Origin of the sequence: Enterobacter cloacae complex sp. 402C9 (assembly GCF_050030745.1) — a bacterium.
In the GTDB taxonomy this organism is placed as follows: Bacteria; Pseudomonadota; Gammaproteobacteria; order Enterobacterales; family Enterobacteriaceae; genus Enterobacter; species Enterobacter intestinihominis.
This window is the reverse complement of record NZ_JBLGUW010000001.1, coordinates 2,263,071-2,278,157: the sequence shown is the minus strand read 5'-3', so window position 1 is coordinate 2,278,157 and position 15,087 is coordinate 2,263,071. Positions and strand designations below refer to the sequence as shown.

Genomic DNA, 15,087 nt, shown 5'->3' with positions numbered 1-15,087 from the left:
CCAGTTTCAGGAGAGCAAAAACAGTGCCAGGTTGCAGAGACAGGATTTTAAAGGGCTCGAAGAGAGGAGTGACGGGAAACGACTCAGAATGGTACAGCGCTGCACTGTAATAATGCAGCGCTGTAAACGGCGTTACCAGACGTCGCTGGCGATTTGCGTCACCAGGCGAACTTTATCCCACTGCTGGGCTTCGCTCAGGCTGTTACCCTCTTCCGTAGAAGCAAATCCGCACTGCGGGCTGAGGCAAATCTGCTCTTTCGCCACGTAGCGCGCAGCCTCTTCCAGACGCGCTTTCACCCCTTCCGGGTTCTCCAGTTCACCGTGTTTGGTGGTGATCAGCCCCAGAACCACCTGCTGTTTACCCGGGCGCACAAAACGCAGTGGCGCGAAGTCCCCGCTACGGTCGTTGTCGTACTCCAGGAAGAACGCGTCGACGTTCACCGTGCCGAATAGCACCTCCGCCACCGGCTCATAGCCGCCCTCGGAAATCCAGGTTGAGCGGAAGTTGCCGCGGCAGACGTGCAGCCCGACGGTCAGATCGTCCGGTTTGCCCTCCAGCGCCTTATTCAGCACCCGGGCATAAGTTCGGGCAAGTTCGTCTGCATCGTCACCGCGCTCGCGGATCTGGCGGCGCTGGTCCTCCGAACAAAGATAGGCCCAGACGGTGTCATCCAGTTGCAGATAGCGGCAGCCTGCATCGTAAAAGGCCCGAATGGCATCGCGCCAGGTGGTCGCCAGATCGTCAAAGTAATCCTTCAGATCCGGGTAGACCGTAGCATCAATATCCTTGCGGCCACCGCGGAAGTGCAGCACGCTCGGGCTCGGAATGGTCATCTTCGGCTGTGCATTACCGCTAATGCTTTTGAGGTAGCGGAAATCTTCCAGCATAGGATGATCGCCGAAGCCCAGTTTGCCCGTTACGCGCACGCCGTGGGCTTTGGTCTGCACCCCGTTGAACTGAATGCCCTGCTGGGAATCATAACGCTCCACGCCCTGTAGCCCGTCAAAGAAGTCAAAGTGCCACCAGGCGCGGCGGAATTCACCGTCCGTTACCACATGCAGACCGCAGGCGCACTGCTGCTCGACAACATGACGAATGGCCTCGTCCTCAACCGCGCGAAGCTGCCCGGCATCGATTTCACCGCTGGCAAATTGCAGACGGGCCTGTTTAATAGCATCCGGGCGTAAAAAACTGCCGACTACATCGGCGCGGTACGGGGCATGGTGTCGCTGCATGGAAATCTCCTCTGTCTGTCGGCGTTAATTGCCCACAGTGATAATTCATCTCTTGAATCTTTAGACTTCTGGATGTCTAAACGTCCTGAAAAGATGTCATACCGGCTCGCCGCCGACAAACGAGAAAATTTCATCTGTGTTGAAATAAATTCATGTTCACAGAGCGGGTGATGAAGATCCTGCAAACGCGAACCGCTCATCTTCCCAGCCGGTCATGCCCCCGAGCATAATCTTAACCGGCAGACCCAGACGCGCCAGCTTTAGGGCCGCCCTGTCCGCCCCGTTGCAGTGCGGGCCTGCACAATAGACGACAAACAGCGTGCCCTCCGGCCACGCTTTCATCCGCTCTGCGGTGATCTGGCTCCAGGGTAAATGCAGCGCGCCGGGCAGATGCCGCCGGGCAAAATGTTCAGGCTTTCCGACAACGTGCAGCAGAACAAAGTCCTGCTCACCGCCGGATACCGCGTGATGGACATCGGCGCAGTCCGTCTCGACACTCAGACGACGCAGAAAATGTCCCACAGCTTCCTGCGGCTCAGCAGCCGGAAATTCAGTAACATAGCTCATGAATCTTCCTCATTTGTGGTGTTTGTGTTAACACTACTCTATCCCTTAATTCAGCCCATGAATGCGTCCGCCTATGCCAGAAAACAGCAAAAAGATGACAAACTTAAGACATCCCTCGCCGCGCGCGATCGTGCTGGCATATGACGGTTTATGTACCTTTGAGTTTGGCGTGGCGGTAGAAATCTTTGGCTTGCCGCGCCCGGAGATGGGCGATGACTGGTATCAGTTTGCCGTGGCGAGCGTGGATGATGGCGAACTCCGGGCAACGGGCGGGATCCGTATTCTGGCCGATGGCGATCTGGGTCTGCTGGAGACGGCGGATCTGGTTGTCGTTCCCGGCTGGCGAGGGCTGGACGAACCCGTACCGGAAGCGCTCTGCCAGGCGCTCCGCGCGGCGCATGCCCGCGGCTGCCAGCTACTCTCGATCTGTTCTGGGGTTTTCGTTCTGGCAGCCTCAGGCCTGCTTGACGGGCGGAAGGCGACCACCCACTGGCGCTATACGCAAGCGCTGAAAACACGCTATCCCGCCATTACCGTGGTCGAAGATGTGCTCTACCAGGACGAAGGCGATATTCTCACTTCCGCCGGAAGCGCCGCGGGGATTGATCTGTGCCTGCACGTGGTGCGCCGGAATTACGGTATGGAAGTGGCAAACCGCGTGGCGCGTCGGCTGGTGATCCCGCCCCATCGGGACGGCTCGCAAACCCAGCAGCTTAGCCGACCGGTGGCTCAGTTGCGGGAGAGCCAGCGCCTCGGCCAGCTGTTTGATTATCTTCACCAGCATCTGGCCGTTTCCCATACCGTCGAATCGCTGGCCCTGCGGGTGGGTATGAGTCAGCGCATCTTTCTGCGCCGTTTCCAGGACGCGACCGGAACAACGCCCGCGCGCTGGTTATTGACTGCGCGATTGCAGCGGGCAAAAGATTATCTCGAAAACAGTCGGCTCAGCATCGACAATATTGCGGAACAAACCGGATTTGGACAAAGTGCCACGCTGCGCCACCATTTCCGGCAGCAATATGCGCTTTCACCCGCGCAATATCGCAAACAATTTTTACAGCCGGTACGATAAACGGGCAAAAAAAACCGCCATAATCTGGCGGTAAATGCTTGCATGGATAGATTTGTATTTTGGTATCTACGCTCCGGTATTCCATACCGGGATGTGGATCACCTGCAATCTACCACTGTGAGCCTCAACGAAGCATAAACGAATCGATTAACCCGCTTTGGTATTAATTTGCAGATAACGCATCAGCCCCTGCTCTGCACTCTGGCGGGCATCATCATTAATCGCTTCGAGATAAAACGCACGAGAGACCCCATACGGCGCCTGCTCGGATGGGTAAACAGCGAACTGGAAGGTTTTGCCCCTCGCCTTATTGGTACAGCCCAGCTCCCAGCGATCTTCACTTACCTGGGTGCTATTACATTCGACACGTCCGTAATCGCTGGTTAAATACGATCCGACACGGCTTTTTGCTGACTGAATATATTCTGGTTCTTCATTTGAATAGATGCTGGCCGCAGCACCCACCGCAACCACTACGCCCAGAAGTGATAGCACGATTATTTTTTTCATTTATTCGATCCAATCCTTAGCCAGAAAAATCTTATTGTAAATGATTTCCCAATAAATCTAGCTTCTCTTTTCATACCAGAAATGGGAGTTTACAACGGCGATATTGCTTTTAAGAATAGTCTTAAGTGAGTTTTATGGCGACCACAATTTTTGACAGTCTATTTTCTCAAATTTAAAGAGTCGAATAATTACTCTATGAAATTATCCCTACGATGACCGTAGCGTATTTTCGGGGGTAAAAGATGTTCAGAAAAGGCTTTTCGCTACTGCTGCTGATTAGTGCACTGTTCTCGGGGCAGATTATGGCGGAGCACAAAGGGCATGAATTTGTGTATGTGAAAAACGCCGACCATCAGCTTCGTCATGAAGCTGACAGCGACGAGTTACGCAGCGCGGCAGAGGAGTCTGCGGAGGGGTTGCGCGAGCACCATGCCTGGCAGAAATCGCGCAAACCGGATACCCACTCTGCGGGTTAGCTGCCTTTACGCTTCGGCAGGGTCTTCATCAAATCGTCAGGGCTGACGGAGGCCACAATGCTGCCCGGAGACGGCATTTTGAAGATGTGATTCTTCATCTTGCCGATAACGTGCATTTCACACGGACGGCAGTCAAACTTCAGCGTCAGTACTTCATCGCCATTCACCAGCTGCATCGGCGTCGCTTTCCAGCTTTTAATATTCCCTTTCGCCTGTTTCGGACAAAGGTTAAAGGCAAACCGCAGGCAGTGTTTGGTGATCATCACCGGCACATCGCCCTTCTCTTCATGCGCTTCATACGCGGCGTCAATCAACTGCACGCCGTGACGATGGTAAAACGCACGCGCTTTGTGGTTGTAAACGTTCGCAAGGAAAGAGAGATGCGTGTCCGGGTAGACCGGCGCAGGCACCGCTTCGGCCTTACGACTGCCGCGCGGATAGTTTGCCAGGCGTGCTTCATCCAGCATCTCAGCCGTTTCACGGCGGAACTGGTTCAGCAGGCTGTTCGGCACGAACAGCGCATCCGGCAGATTCACCTCAATATTGCGCGCATAATAAATGGTCTGCCCGAGCTTCGCTACGCCATCCTTGAGGTTGCTGAGCGCTTTCTCCGCATTGTTCGCCACCTCGAACAGGCCGTCGAGCGTATGCGTCACGCTGATGCCGTCTTCGCAGGTCATGGTCAGGATCAGCTGCTCTTCCCAGCCACCCAGCGCGATATCCACCGCAATGCGACGCTCGCTGGAGGTCTTGAGCAAGGCCTGCTGCCAGTTGTGATCCAGGTTACGGTTCAGCGCCGCATTCGGGCGGGCTTTGTAAAGGTCGGCAGGCATTTCGTTCGGCCAGACGCGATAACGATTTTCGCCGGTTTTCTCCACCGTATTGGCGCGAAAACCAACCACTTCACGTTTGATCATCACGTTGAGGCCATCGCCGTTCGCCAGCGGCTCTGTAACCTGAACGTCAAGATGATCCTTCGCCACTTTCAGCACTTCACCCACCGGCAGACCAATAAACTTCGGTGAATCGAACGCGCCAATATCCCCTTTGCGCGCATTAACGAAATAATCCGTACTGCCGCGGTGGAACGTTTTGTCCGTCGATGGAATAAAGAAATGCTCTGTACGACCGGCGGACGCGCGCGCCAGGTCACCGCGATCCTCGATGATGGCATCCAGCATCTGACGATAATGGGCGGTGATATTTTTCACGTAGCTCATGTCCTTGTAGCGGCCTTCAATTTTGAAGGAGCGTACGCCGGCATCGATCAGCGCGCCGAGGTTTGCCGTCTGATCGTTATCTTTCATCGACAGCAGGTGTTTTTCGAATGCCACCACGCGGCCCTGATCGTCTTTCAGGGTATATGGCAGACGGCAGGCCTGAGAGCAGTCGCCGCGGTTAGCGCTGCGCCCCGTCTGGGCGTGAGAGATATTACACTGACCGGAATAGGCCACGCAAAGCGCACCGTGGATAAAGAATTCAATGGTCGCGTCGGTGGCCTGGTGGATATCGCGGATCTGGTTCAGGTTCAGCTCACGCGCCAGAACAATCTGCGTAAACCCGACGTCTGAAAGAAACTTCGCCTTCTCAACGGTGCGGATATCGCACTGGGTGCTGGCGTGCAGCTCAATTGGCGGGATATCCAGTTCCAGAACACCCATATCCTGAACGATCAGAGCGTCAACGCCGGTCTGGTAGAGATCGGTAATAAGACGCTGCGCGGGCTCCAGCTCATCATCATGAAGAATGGTGTTCAGGGTCACGAACACCTTCGCCCCGAAACGGTGGGCGAACGGTACCAGTTCGGCAATGTCGCGCAGGCTATTGCTGGCGTTATGACGGGCACCGAAGCCTGGGCCGCCAATGTAGACGGCATCCGCACCGTGAAGAATGGCTTCACGGGCAATGGCGGCGTCGCGGGCCGGGCTTAGCAGTTCAAGATGATGGGGGTGCAGGCGCATACTTCGTCGTTATCCGTTATGGTCAAAATGGCGGCTATTGTAGTCAGAAGTCTGTGCCAGTGAAACCGTTTTGCAACGCTTTAGCGGGGATAATGGATCAGAGAGTGAAAATGCACCGTCCGGGTGCTGCTGTTACGGTACGCGTGCGGTTTATCGCCGGCAAAACGCACGCCGGAATCAGCGTATAGAGTGCGCCAGACACCGTCAATCTGCATGTCCAGCTCACCGCTTATCACCACCACGTGTTCAATCACCCCGGCTTCGTGCGGCGTGGACTCACTCAGCGCGCCGGGCGACAGGGTGATGGAGAAATGGTCGAACTTAAGCTGTTCATCCCAGGGGAAAAGCGGTTTCACCACCATCGCCTGCTGCTGCGGATCGAACATCGCCTGCGGTTCGCTCTCTGGAGTGATAAACGCCGAAAAAGGTACGTTCAGCCCGGTGGCAATTTTCCACAAGGTTGAGACCGTCGGGCTGGACTCATTGCGTTCGATTTGCCCAAGCATCGCTTTCGACACGCCCGTCTCTTCCGCCAGTTTCGACAGGCTCCAGCCCCGCGCCTGACGCAGCGCTTTCAGTGTGGTTGCCAGATGTTGAGTGATATCCATAGTTCCTCCTGTTGCGGCAAAGCATACCACTTGTACGCTATAGCGCACAGTGATACCTTACCCCGGACGTTATAACGCACAACGGAGTTCACATGCGATCGACTGCCTCTCTCTTTCCTGCCGTGCTGGCTGGTTTTGTTGCCGTTCTGGTGGGCTACGCCAGCTCTGCCGCCATTATCTGGCAGGCGGCTGCGGCGGCGGGCGCCAGTACACAGCAAATCGCCGGATGGATGACCGCGCTGGGGCTCGGGATGGGGATCAGCACGCTTGCATTGTCGTGGTGGTATAAAGCCCCGGTGCTGACCGCCTGGTCGACTCCTGGCGCGGCGCTGCTCGCCACCAGCCTGCAAGGCGTGACGCTGGCGGAAACCATAGGGGTATTTATATTTGCGAATGCGCTGATTCTGCTGTGCGGCGTCACTGGCCTGTTTGCCCGGTTGATGAAACTGATCCCGCACTCGCTTGCCGCCGCTATGCTGGCAGGGGTGCTGTTACAGTTTGGCCTGAAGGCATTCAGCAATCTTGAGGGACACGTGCTTCTTTGCGGCAGTATGCTGGCCGCCTGGCTGGTGGCTAAAGCCGTAGCGCCCCGGTACGCCATTGTCGCCACGCTGCTGGTGGGGGTGTTCGTGGCCTGGGCTGGAGGTGACGTTGTCACGAATAAAATGACGTTATCGGTGATCATGCCGGAATTCATTGCCCCTGCGTTCACCTTCACCAGCCTGATCAGCGTCGGCTTACCCTTCTTCCTGGTGACCATGGCGTCGCAGAATGCGCCCGGCTTCGCCACCATACAGGCATCGGGCTATCCGCTGGCGGTCTCACCGCTGATCGTTGCCACCGGCGGGCTGGCGCTTCTGTTGTCCCCCTTCGGCGTCTATTCCATCTGTATCGCCGCCATCACCGCCGCCATCTGCCAGAGCCCGGACGCCCACCCGGATGCCAGTAAACGCTGGCTGGCAGCGGCGGCCGCAGGTGGGTTTTATCTGCTGGCGGGGGTGTTCGGCGGGTCGATTTCGGGGCTGATGGCCGCCCTGCCGCTGAGCGGCATCCAGACGCTGGCCGGGCTGGCCCTGCTCGGCACTATCAGCGGGAGTTTGTATCAGGCACTGAATCATGAAGCAGAGCGCGACGCGGCGATCGTCACCTTCCTGATGACCGCAAGCGGCGTCACGCTCCTGGGAATTGGCTCCGCTTTCTGGGGGCTGGTGCTGGGTGGGATCTGTTACGCTGTCTTCTCACGCCTTCGCCGCGCGTAGCTGTGACGGCGTGATGCCGGTCATGCTGCGAAAACGGTTACTGAAATGGCTGGCGGAGTTAAATCCGCAGGCCAGCGCGATGTCGGTGAGCGGCGTGGTCGTGTGCTGAATCAGCGCTTTGGCCTTCTCCATTCGGCGCTGCATGACGTACTGATGCGGCGCCAGCCCCATCGACTGGCGGAACATCCGCGCAAAGTGATACTCACTGAGTGCGGCCTGGCCCGCCAGTTCCGCCAGCGTTAAGGGTTGCGCCAGATTTTCCTCGATAAAGGCCAGCACGTTGCGCAGCACAAACGGCGATAACCCGCCGGTCACCACCGGTAACTTCCACTGGACGCTGGAATAGTGCTGGACCAAATGCGTCAGCAATAAGGTCGACGCAGTGCTCAGGGTGAGCTGATTGGCGTTTTGCTGCCAGTCGCAGCCGAGCAAAAACTGGCGATAAAGGGCGGTGATTTTCGGATCGCTGCCGAAGATTTTTTCCTCCAGCGTCAGCGATAGCGGTCGTTTATCCCAGATTTTCTCCCCCACGTCCCGCAGGTGTTCATCGGTGCAGTAGAGGTGCACGAACGACAGGTCATCACGAATATCCCATGTGGATTCGCTCTCTTCCGGCATCAGACAAAAACGGTCCGGCCCGCCGCCATTTTTCCAGCCACCCGGCGTTTTTTGATAGCTTTCATAGCCATCCGCCACGTACAGGCTAAGGGTGTGATGGTTGCTTTTCACGGTGATCGTGTCGTGCTTGTTGTACCACGCCGCCAGTTGAATGCCAGTATTGAGCGCGACGGTTTCCCGCAGCACTGCATTTTTTTGGCGTAACGTTTCAAAGGTGTCGTAAACGAGAGACATGGCCGTAAACAGGTGATTAATCAGACTGTCAGTCTAAGAAGTGTTGCAGCCTGTTACCAGCCATTGTGCGAGAAAAAAGCGCAAGAATTTGCAAGTCCGGCGCAAGGCGATGAAAGCCGGGGCCCCCTTCTTTCGCCACACTGTTGTTTTCCGCGGTATGAGAAGAGAGACACCATGAACGCATTACTCTATGGGCTGGTTGTTGTTATCTGGGGCACGACCTGGATCGCCATTTTTTTACAACAGGGGCCGGTTGCAGCGCCGGTCTCCATTTTCTGGCGCTTCGCCGTGGCCAGCGCCACGATGATGATCGTCCTGGTCGCCCTTCGTCGCCTGCGCAGGCTGGCGCTGCGGGATCATCTCTACTGCATGCTTCAGGGTTGCTGCGTTTTCTGTTTCAACTTCTGGTGCTTTTACACCGCCGCCGCCCATATCAATACCGGCCTTGAGTCGGTGATTTTCTCGATGGCCGTGCTGTATAACGCCATCAACAGCTTTATCTTCTTCGGCCAGCGTCCACCCGCACGCTTCTGGACGGCGGCAGCGCTGGGGCTTATCGGGATCATTACCCTGTTCTGGAACGATCTGCTCGCCAGCGGCTGGAGCGCGTCATTGCTTACGGGCATCGGGCTTTCCGCCCTCGGCACCTACGGCTTTTCGCTGGGGAATATGATCAGCATGCGTCATCAGCGAAACGGGCTGGAAACCATGACCACCAACGCCTGGGCGATGCTGTATGGCACCGTCGTGATGGGCCTTATCGCTCTATTAAGGGGCGAAAGTTTTATGCCGGAATGGACGGTGAGCTATATGGGGGCGCTGCTCTATCTTGCTCTGTTTGGCTCGGTGATTGCCTTCGGCGCCTACTTTACGCTGGTAGGCCGCATTGGTCCCGGTAAGGCCGCGTACAGCACCCTGCTGTTCCCGCTGGTGGCGCTGTCGATTTCAACGGTGTACGAGGGTTACGTGTGGCATATCAACGGGATCGTCGGCCTGCTGTTGATTTTAGGGGGAAATATGGTGATGTTTACGAAACCGGAAACCTGGTTCCGCCGCCTGCTGACGGCATAAAATAACGGCCTGCGTAGATGCAGGCCGTTTTTATTATTTTGCTGTCTGATGGACATCAAACATGGTGGCATCGGTCGCCATATCATCCACAACCTGTTTCAGTGTGGCGAATCCCAACGGCGTGTTCTCGTTGGCAAGCTCTTTACCTTCACCTTTACGAACAACTTTAACTACCGGTTTGTTCGTGGCGGCATCAATCAGCTCACCTTCAAAGAAAAGATGCGTATCCATGGTGCGATGGCCAGTTGCCATCTGCGTACCCGCAACCAGCAGCGCGACGGGCACCACTTCATAGAACTGCAAACCTTCTTTCTCTGAGCTCACACCCGTGATGGCGCCGCGGAAGATCAGGCTATGTTTGCCCGGCGTCGTCACAATTGGCTTACGCTGGCCAATCGCGTTTTTTAATGTGTTATTGGTGTAACTCAACAATTCATCAAGCGTTTTTTGCCCAAGCTGTGTGGTTGGCTTTGGTGTCGGATAATAGGTTATCGGGGTCCAGATAATACTGTCGTAGTTCGCCGGATCATAGGAAGGATCGACCCAACGCAAGGTTGGTTTCCCGGTTGCTGATGTCATCTCCTGCAAGTCAGAGTAATCTTTTAAAAAGCCTGAATATTGATCGGGGGCTGCGACTTTTGACGCACAGCCAGAAAGGGCCAACAGGCCAGAAAGCACTGCAACTTTAAGAAAAGTGGAAGTACGCATGATGGAGTTCCGAGTTATCTGCAAGTATGCACTTGAAGTTATAACAAAAAACAGAGGGAAATGTTGTGGCAAAAAATGACGGGGAAGGCACAAATTGTAAAAATAGTGCCCGGACGGGATCCGGGCAGAAAAATATTACTGTTTTATATCTACCTGCCAGAACAGATGTTTGCCGAAGGGATCGATTTCATAGCCCGTGACCTCTTTTCTGACTGGCTCAAAAATGGTCGAGTGGGCAATCATAACCGCCGGCATTTGATCGTGCATCATCTGCTGCGCCTGCTTGTACAGCGCCACGCGTTTTTCGCGATCGGTTATCGATTTTGCTTCGGCAATCAGGTTATCAAACGGTTTATAGCACCATTTGGCCGAGTTCGACCCGCCGTTGGCGGACGTACAGGTAAACAGTGGTCCGAAGAAGTTATCTGGATCGCCCGTCGCCGTTGTCCAGCCCATCAGCGCAGCCTGATGCTCCCCGCCCTTCACGCGCTTCAGGTATTCGCCCCATTCGTAGGTCACGATTTTGGTCTGCACGCCTACTTTCGCCCAGTCCGCCTGGATCATTTCAGCCATACGCTTCGCGTTCGGGTTATACGGCCGCTGCACGGGCATAGCCCACAGATCGATGCTTACGCCGTTGGCAAATCCCGCCTCCTTTAACAGCGTTTTCGCTTTTTCTGGATCGTAATCGTAGTCTTTCAGCTCGCTGTCGGCACTCCAGACGCCAGGCGGCAGCAGGTTTTTCGCCGCCGTGCCGGTGCCGTGGAAGACCGCCTCAATGATGGCCGGTTTGTTAATCGCCATCGCCAGCGCCTGGCGCACTTTTACGTTATCCAGCGGCGGCTTTTGCGTGTTAAATGCCAGGAAACCGGTATTCAGACCGGCCTTGCTCATCAGGTTGATGTCTTTGTTAGCCTTCATACGCGGCAGATCCGCCGGGTTTGGGAACGGCATCACCTGGCACTCATTCTTCTCGACTTTGGCAAAACGCACCGAGGCGTCCGGCGTGATGGTGAACACCAGTCGATCCAGCTTCGATTTTCCCTGCCAGTAGTCCGGGAAGGCGGTAAAGAGGATGCGGGAATCCTTCTGATATTGCGCCAGTTTAAACGGCCCGGTGCCAATCGGCTGCATATCAACCTTTTCAGGCGTGCCCGCTTTCAGCATGGCATCGGCATACTCCGCCGACAGGATGGAGGCAAAATACCACGCCAGATCGGCAACAAACGGCGCTTCCGGGTGCGCCAGGGTGAAGCGCACGGTGCGATCGTCAACCTTATCAATGGCGGTAATCAGGTTGCCGAACTCCAGACTTTCGAAGTTGGAATAACTGCCGTTGGAGACGTTATGGTAGGGATGATTCACATCCTTCTGGCGCATAAACGAGAAAATCACGTCATCCGCGTTGAAGTCGCGCGTCGGCGTGAACAGTTTATTACTGTGGAATTTCACCCCTTTGCGCAGGTGGAAGGTGTAGACCTTACCATCCTCGCTCACCTCCCAGCTTTCCGCCAGGCTCGGCACCAGTTCGGTAGTGCCCGGTTTGAAATCGACCAGACGGTTATAAACCGGTACGGCGCTGGCGTCCACGCTGGTCCCCGACGTATAGAGCTGAGGATTGAAATTTTCCGGCGATCCTTCGGAGCAATACACCAGCGTTTTTGCCGCGACGGTGGAACTGACCGTCAGCGCAGCAAGCGCCAGCGTTATCATTGTGAATGTGCTTTTCATCATTTATTCCTGTCTTTTTAATTCGACGGCTAATTACTTCTTTTGCCATTTCATAAATAACATTAAAGTGATGGCGCAAACACATGAAAAATAAATACAGAAGGAAACACTATGGGCTCAGAACTCTCCAGACAATTAACCCAACGCTTTTTCCGCTATCTCGCCATCACCAGCCAGAGCGACCCGAAAGTCAAAACCCTGCCCTCCACCCCGGGCCAGCACGACATGGCGCGGGAGCTGGCGAAGGAGCTGGAAACGCTGGGGTTAGACGATATTGTGATTGATGAGTTCGCCACCGTTACCGCCGTAAAAAAAGGCAATATTCCCGGCGCGCCGCGGATTGGTTTTATTACCCATATCGATACCGTTGACGTCGGTTTATCCCCGGATATTCATCCACAAATATTAACCTTTACGGGAGATGATCTCTGCCTGAATAAAGAAAAAGATATTTGGTTGCGCGTAAATGAGCACCCGGAAATTCTGGCTTATCCTGATGAGGAGATTATTTTCAGCGACGGAACCAGCGTATTAGGCGCAGATAATAAAGCGGCCGTCACCGTGGTCATGACGGTGCTGGAAAACCTCACCGCTGAACATAAGCATGGCGATATTGTGGTGGCGTTTGTGCCCGATGAAGAGATTGGTCTCTGTGGCGCGAAAGCGCTGGATTTGAAGCGCTTCGACGTCGATTTTGCCTGGACCATCGACTGCTGCGAGCTGGGGGAAATTGTTTACGAAAACTTTAACGCGGCGGCGGCTGAAATTCGCTTTACCGGCGTCACGGCGCACCCGATGTCCGCCAAAGGGGTGCTGGTCAACCCGCTGCTGATGGCAACGGATTTCATCAGCCATTTCGATCGCCAGCAAACCCCGGAATGCACCGAGGGGCGCGAAGGTTATATCTGGTTTAACGGCATCCAGGCCGGGCAAAACGAAGCGGTGCTGAAAGCCAACATTCGTGATTTTGACAAAGAGGGTTTTGCCGCCCGCAAGCAGCAAATTGCCGATGTGGCAGCGCGGATTGCTGCGCAGCATCCCACGGCAAACGTGGAGTATCGCATTGAAGATACCTACAGCAATATCAGCAATGCGATTGGCGAAGACCGCCGCGCGATCGACCTGATGTTCGAGGCGATGGAATCGCTCGGTATCACCCCAAAACCGATCCCCATGCGCGGTGGCACGGACGGGGCGGCCCTGTCAGCCAAAGGCTTGCTCACCCCGAACTTCTTCACCGGCGCCCATAACTTCCACTCGAAGTTTGAGTTTTTACCGCTGCCGTCGTTCGAGGCCTCCTGTCGCACGGCCCTGCAACTCTGTCTGCTGGCCGCGCGTTAAGCGGGCTTGCGTGCGAGCATGGTGGCGAAGCGCAGCTTGATACGGTTGCCGTTGGCATCGGTACGGTGGAGTTCCCCCACCTCTTCGTTGTACTTGATCAGCTCCCAGCCTTCGTAGTAGTGGCTCAGTTCACCGGTCTTGAAGGCAAACGGGAAACCGACGGTACACGGATAGTCCTCCGTATCCATGGCGGCAACGATCAGGTTATAGCCGCCTGGTTTAGTGCAACGCTGCATATTGGCGATAAGACCAGGGATGGTTTTCGCTTCGAGAAACATCAACACGACGGTGGAAAGAATAAAGTCGTATTCGCCGTCAAAGGTCAGGTTGTTCAGATCCTTTATCGCCGTTTGCAGATTCGCGATCCCTTCCGCCGCCTTAATGCGCTCGATGTTATCGATGCTCATCGGGTTTTTATCCCACGCCGTCACGTCATAGCCGTTGGCAGCGAGGTAGAGGCTGTTACGGCCATTTCCGCAACCGAGATCGAGCGTTTTTCCCGGCTTAACAATGTCCGCGCTGAGCAGGACCTCTGAGTGCGTGCGGGTCAGCCCATATTTCTCAGTAAAGTAGTTTTCATCGACAGTCATTATTTTTCCTCAGATTGCATTAGCAGTGCCTTATCAGCGCGCACCAGAAGTTTGCCCTGCATCAGCAAGATAAAAGTACGGACCAGCAGCATCGCGATGATGATGTTGGTGAAAATAAACAGGGGAACCGCGAGGGCATGAAAGAACCCTGACGGACTGCTCTGCCCCAGATGTAAACCGGTGGTCGCCAGCGCCGACACCCCGAACGAGAAGCTCCAGAACGACACGTTGAACGGCTGCGACAGATACCACGGCATCAGACGCAGCATAAACAGGAGTTGCAACAGACCATAGCCGAAAAGCATTTTGGCGAAGGTGTCCGCTTCGCCGCCGTTGACGCTAAACCAGGCGCTACAGGCCACCAGGGCAGGCGCAAGCTGGATCCCGAGCGAAGTACGAAGCGCCGCGGGCAGTTCGCCCGCGCTGCGCAGGCGTTGCAGAATGACCGGCTCGAGGCTCAGCCAGGAAAAGACCCCGGCACCAAGGAACACTAGCCCCGCATCGTGGAAACCCAGCGCACCGCAGGCCATGGCGCTGATAAAATTGTTCGCTACCGTCGGCAGATACAGTCCCGGCGTCGTGGCCTCTTCCGGATGCTTACCGCGCCACAGCCCGGCGCTTTGCCAGGCGGCATACGCAAGCTGGATCACCACGCCTACGCTAAACAGCACCAGCGACACTGGTCGGCACCACGGCACAAAGCCAATGGCCACCAGTAGCGTTGTGGCAGGAAACAGGCTGACAAAACTGCTCATTACCGGATGCCGCATCTCGGCCAGCACGCTATGTGGAAACCGTACCGCACGGGTAAGAAACGCCACGCTCAGCAGGAACCAGATCGCCACCGCCAGCGCCACCAGGATCTCGCCCGGCCAGCGCGTCACCGGCCAGATAGTACCGGCATAACGCCAGGCGAACCCCATACCTATGGTACCCAGAACCATACCGAAATAACCGGCGGGCAAGTTAAGAACGCGTTGGTTTTGGTTATGCATTTTTTTTAAACTTTAAAATGTATTTTAAATGCCATTTTAAGGGGTTTACCGTGCAGACGCCAGCACTTCGAAACGCCAAAAGTTTGCTACGTTTAGTGAATGGCTTTTCA

The 15,087-nt window shown here is 55.5% G+C and carries 15 protein-coding genes; 5 read left to right on the top strand and 10 right to left on the bottom strand.

What is annotated here, in order from left to right:
* Window positions 1–132: 132 nt before the first annotated feature.
* Both ACQG1K_RS10885 and ACQG1K_RS10880 read right to left on the bottom strand, forming a co-directional pair.
* A complete protein-coding gene (locus tag ACQG1K_RS10885) occupies window positions 133–1,236 on the bottom strand; it encodes a cobalamin-independent methionine synthase II family protein (RefSeq protein WP_023300089.1) in 1,104 nt (367 codons plus the stop codon).
* A 156-nt stretch (window positions 1,237–1,392) separates the two neighbouring features.
* Entirely contained in the window at window positions 1,393–1,803 is a 411-nt protein-coding gene (locus tag ACQG1K_RS10880) for a rhodanese-like domain-containing protein (protein WP_023306182.1), read from the bottom strand.
* A gap of 73 nt (window positions 1,804–1,876) precedes the next feature.
* Between ACQG1K_RS10880 and ftrA the strand changes: the two genes are divergently transcribed.
* Window positions 1,877–2,875, top strand: coding sequence for a transcriptional regulator FtrA (ftrA, locus tag ACQG1K_RS10875; RefSeq protein ID WP_426720858.1), 999 nt, complete (start codon window positions 1,877–1,879; stop codon window positions 2,873–2,875).
* Window positions 2,876–3,022: 147 nt separating this feature from the next.
* Here ftrA and ACQG1K_RS10870 read toward each other — a convergent pair whose 3' ends face one another.
* Window positions 3,023–3,385, bottom strand: coding sequence for a hypothetical protein (locus ACQG1K_RS10870; protein WP_015570547.1), 363 nt, complete (start codon window positions 3,383–3,385; stop codon window positions 3,023–3,025).
* 242 nt (window positions 3,386–3,627) lie between these two features.
* Here ACQG1K_RS10870 and ACQG1K_RS10865 point away from each other — a divergent pair, with 242 nt between their 5' ends.
* A complete protein-coding gene (locus tag ACQG1K_RS10865; RefSeq protein ID WP_023300086.1) occupies window positions 3,628–3,861 on the top strand; it encodes a DUF2554 family protein in 234 nt (77 codons plus the stop codon).
* Here ACQG1K_RS10865 and ACQG1K_RS10860 read toward each other — a convergent pair.
* Window positions 3,858–5,822 (bottom strand): peptidase U32 family protein, encoded by a 1,965-nt coding sequence (locus tag ACQG1K_RS10860; protein ID WP_045622761.1) that lies wholly within the window; start codon window positions 5,820–5,822, stop codon window positions 3,858–3,860. The two genes, ACQG1K_RS10865 and ACQG1K_RS10860, sit on opposite strands and share 4 nt — an antisense overlap.
* Window positions 5,823–5,902: 80 nt before the next feature.
* Window positions 5,903–6,430, bottom strand: coding sequence for a helix-turn-helix domain-containing protein (locus ACQG1K_RS10855; protein WP_155019805.1), 528 nt, complete (start codon window positions 6,428–6,430; stop codon window positions 5,903–5,905).
* A 92-nt stretch (window positions 6,431–6,522) separates the two neighbouring features.
* Between ACQG1K_RS10855 and ACQG1K_RS10850 the strand changes: the two genes are divergently transcribed.
* Window positions 6,523–7,689 carry a benzoate/H(+) symporter BenE family transporter gene (locus ACQG1K_RS10850; protein WP_337258046.1) on the top strand — a complete coding sequence of 389 codons (1,167 nt, stop codon included), beginning with the start codon at window positions 6,523–6,525 and terminating at the stop codon, window positions 7,687–7,689.
* Here the strand turns inward: ACQG1K_RS10850 and ACQG1K_RS10845 are convergent.
* A complete protein-coding gene (locus ACQG1K_RS10845) occupies window positions 7,669–8,541 on the bottom strand; it encodes a helix-turn-helix domain-containing protein (RefSeq protein WP_022648088.1) in 873 nt (290 codons plus the stop codon). The genes ACQG1K_RS10850 and ACQG1K_RS10845 overlap by 21 nt on opposite strands.
* 174 nt (window positions 8,542–8,715) lie before the next feature.
* On the opposite strand from ACQG1K_RS10845, the gene ACQG1K_RS10840 reads away from it, so the two are divergent.
* Window positions 8,716–9,612 (top strand): DMT family transporter, encoded by an 897-nt coding sequence (locus ACQG1K_RS10840; RefSeq protein ID WP_038416041.1) that lies wholly within the window; start codon window positions 8,716–8,718, stop codon window positions 9,610–9,612.
* A 33-nt stretch (window positions 9,613–9,645) separates the two neighbouring features.
* On the opposite strand, the gene ACQG1K_RS10835 is transcribed toward ACQG1K_RS10840, so the two are convergent.
* Window positions 9,646–10,320, bottom strand: a complete 675-nt coding sequence (locus tag ACQG1K_RS10835; RefSeq protein ID WP_367074578.1) for a DUF3313 domain-containing protein — start codon at window positions 10,318–10,320, stop codon at window positions 9,646–9,648.
* 135 nt (window positions 10,321–10,455) lie between these two features.
* Entirely contained in the window at window positions 10,456–12,051 is a 1,596-nt protein-coding gene (locus ACQG1K_RS10830; RefSeq protein WP_046621579.1) for an ABC transporter substrate-binding protein, read from the bottom strand.
* A gap of 111 nt (window positions 12,052–12,162) precedes the next feature.
* On the opposite strand from ACQG1K_RS10830, the gene pepT reads away from it, so the two are divergent.
* Window positions 12,163–13,392: a peptidase T gene (pepT, locus tag ACQG1K_RS10825; protein ID WP_426720859.1), complete on the top strand. Its 1,230-nt coding sequence runs from the start codon at window positions 12,163–12,165 to the stop codon at window positions 13,390–13,392.
* On the opposite strand, the gene tehB is transcribed toward pepT, so the two are convergent.
* Together tehB and tehA are read right to left on the bottom strand one after the other, a co-directional pair.
* A complete protein-coding gene (tehB, locus tag ACQG1K_RS10820; RefSeq protein WP_023300079.1) occupies window positions 13,389–13,982 on the bottom strand; it encodes a tellurite resistance methyltransferase TehB in 594 nt (197 codons plus the stop codon). The two genes, pepT and tehB, sit on opposite strands and share 4 nt — an antisense overlap.
* Window positions 13,982–14,977: a dicarboxylate transporter/tellurite-resistance protein TehA gene (gene tehA / locus ACQG1K_RS10815; protein ID WP_063149969.1), complete on the bottom strand. Its 996-nt coding sequence runs from the start codon at window positions 14,975–14,977 to the stop codon at window positions 13,982–13,984. Before tehA ends, tehB begins: the two co-directional genes overlap by 1 nt.
* Window positions 14,978–15,087 lie beyond the last annotated feature (110 nt).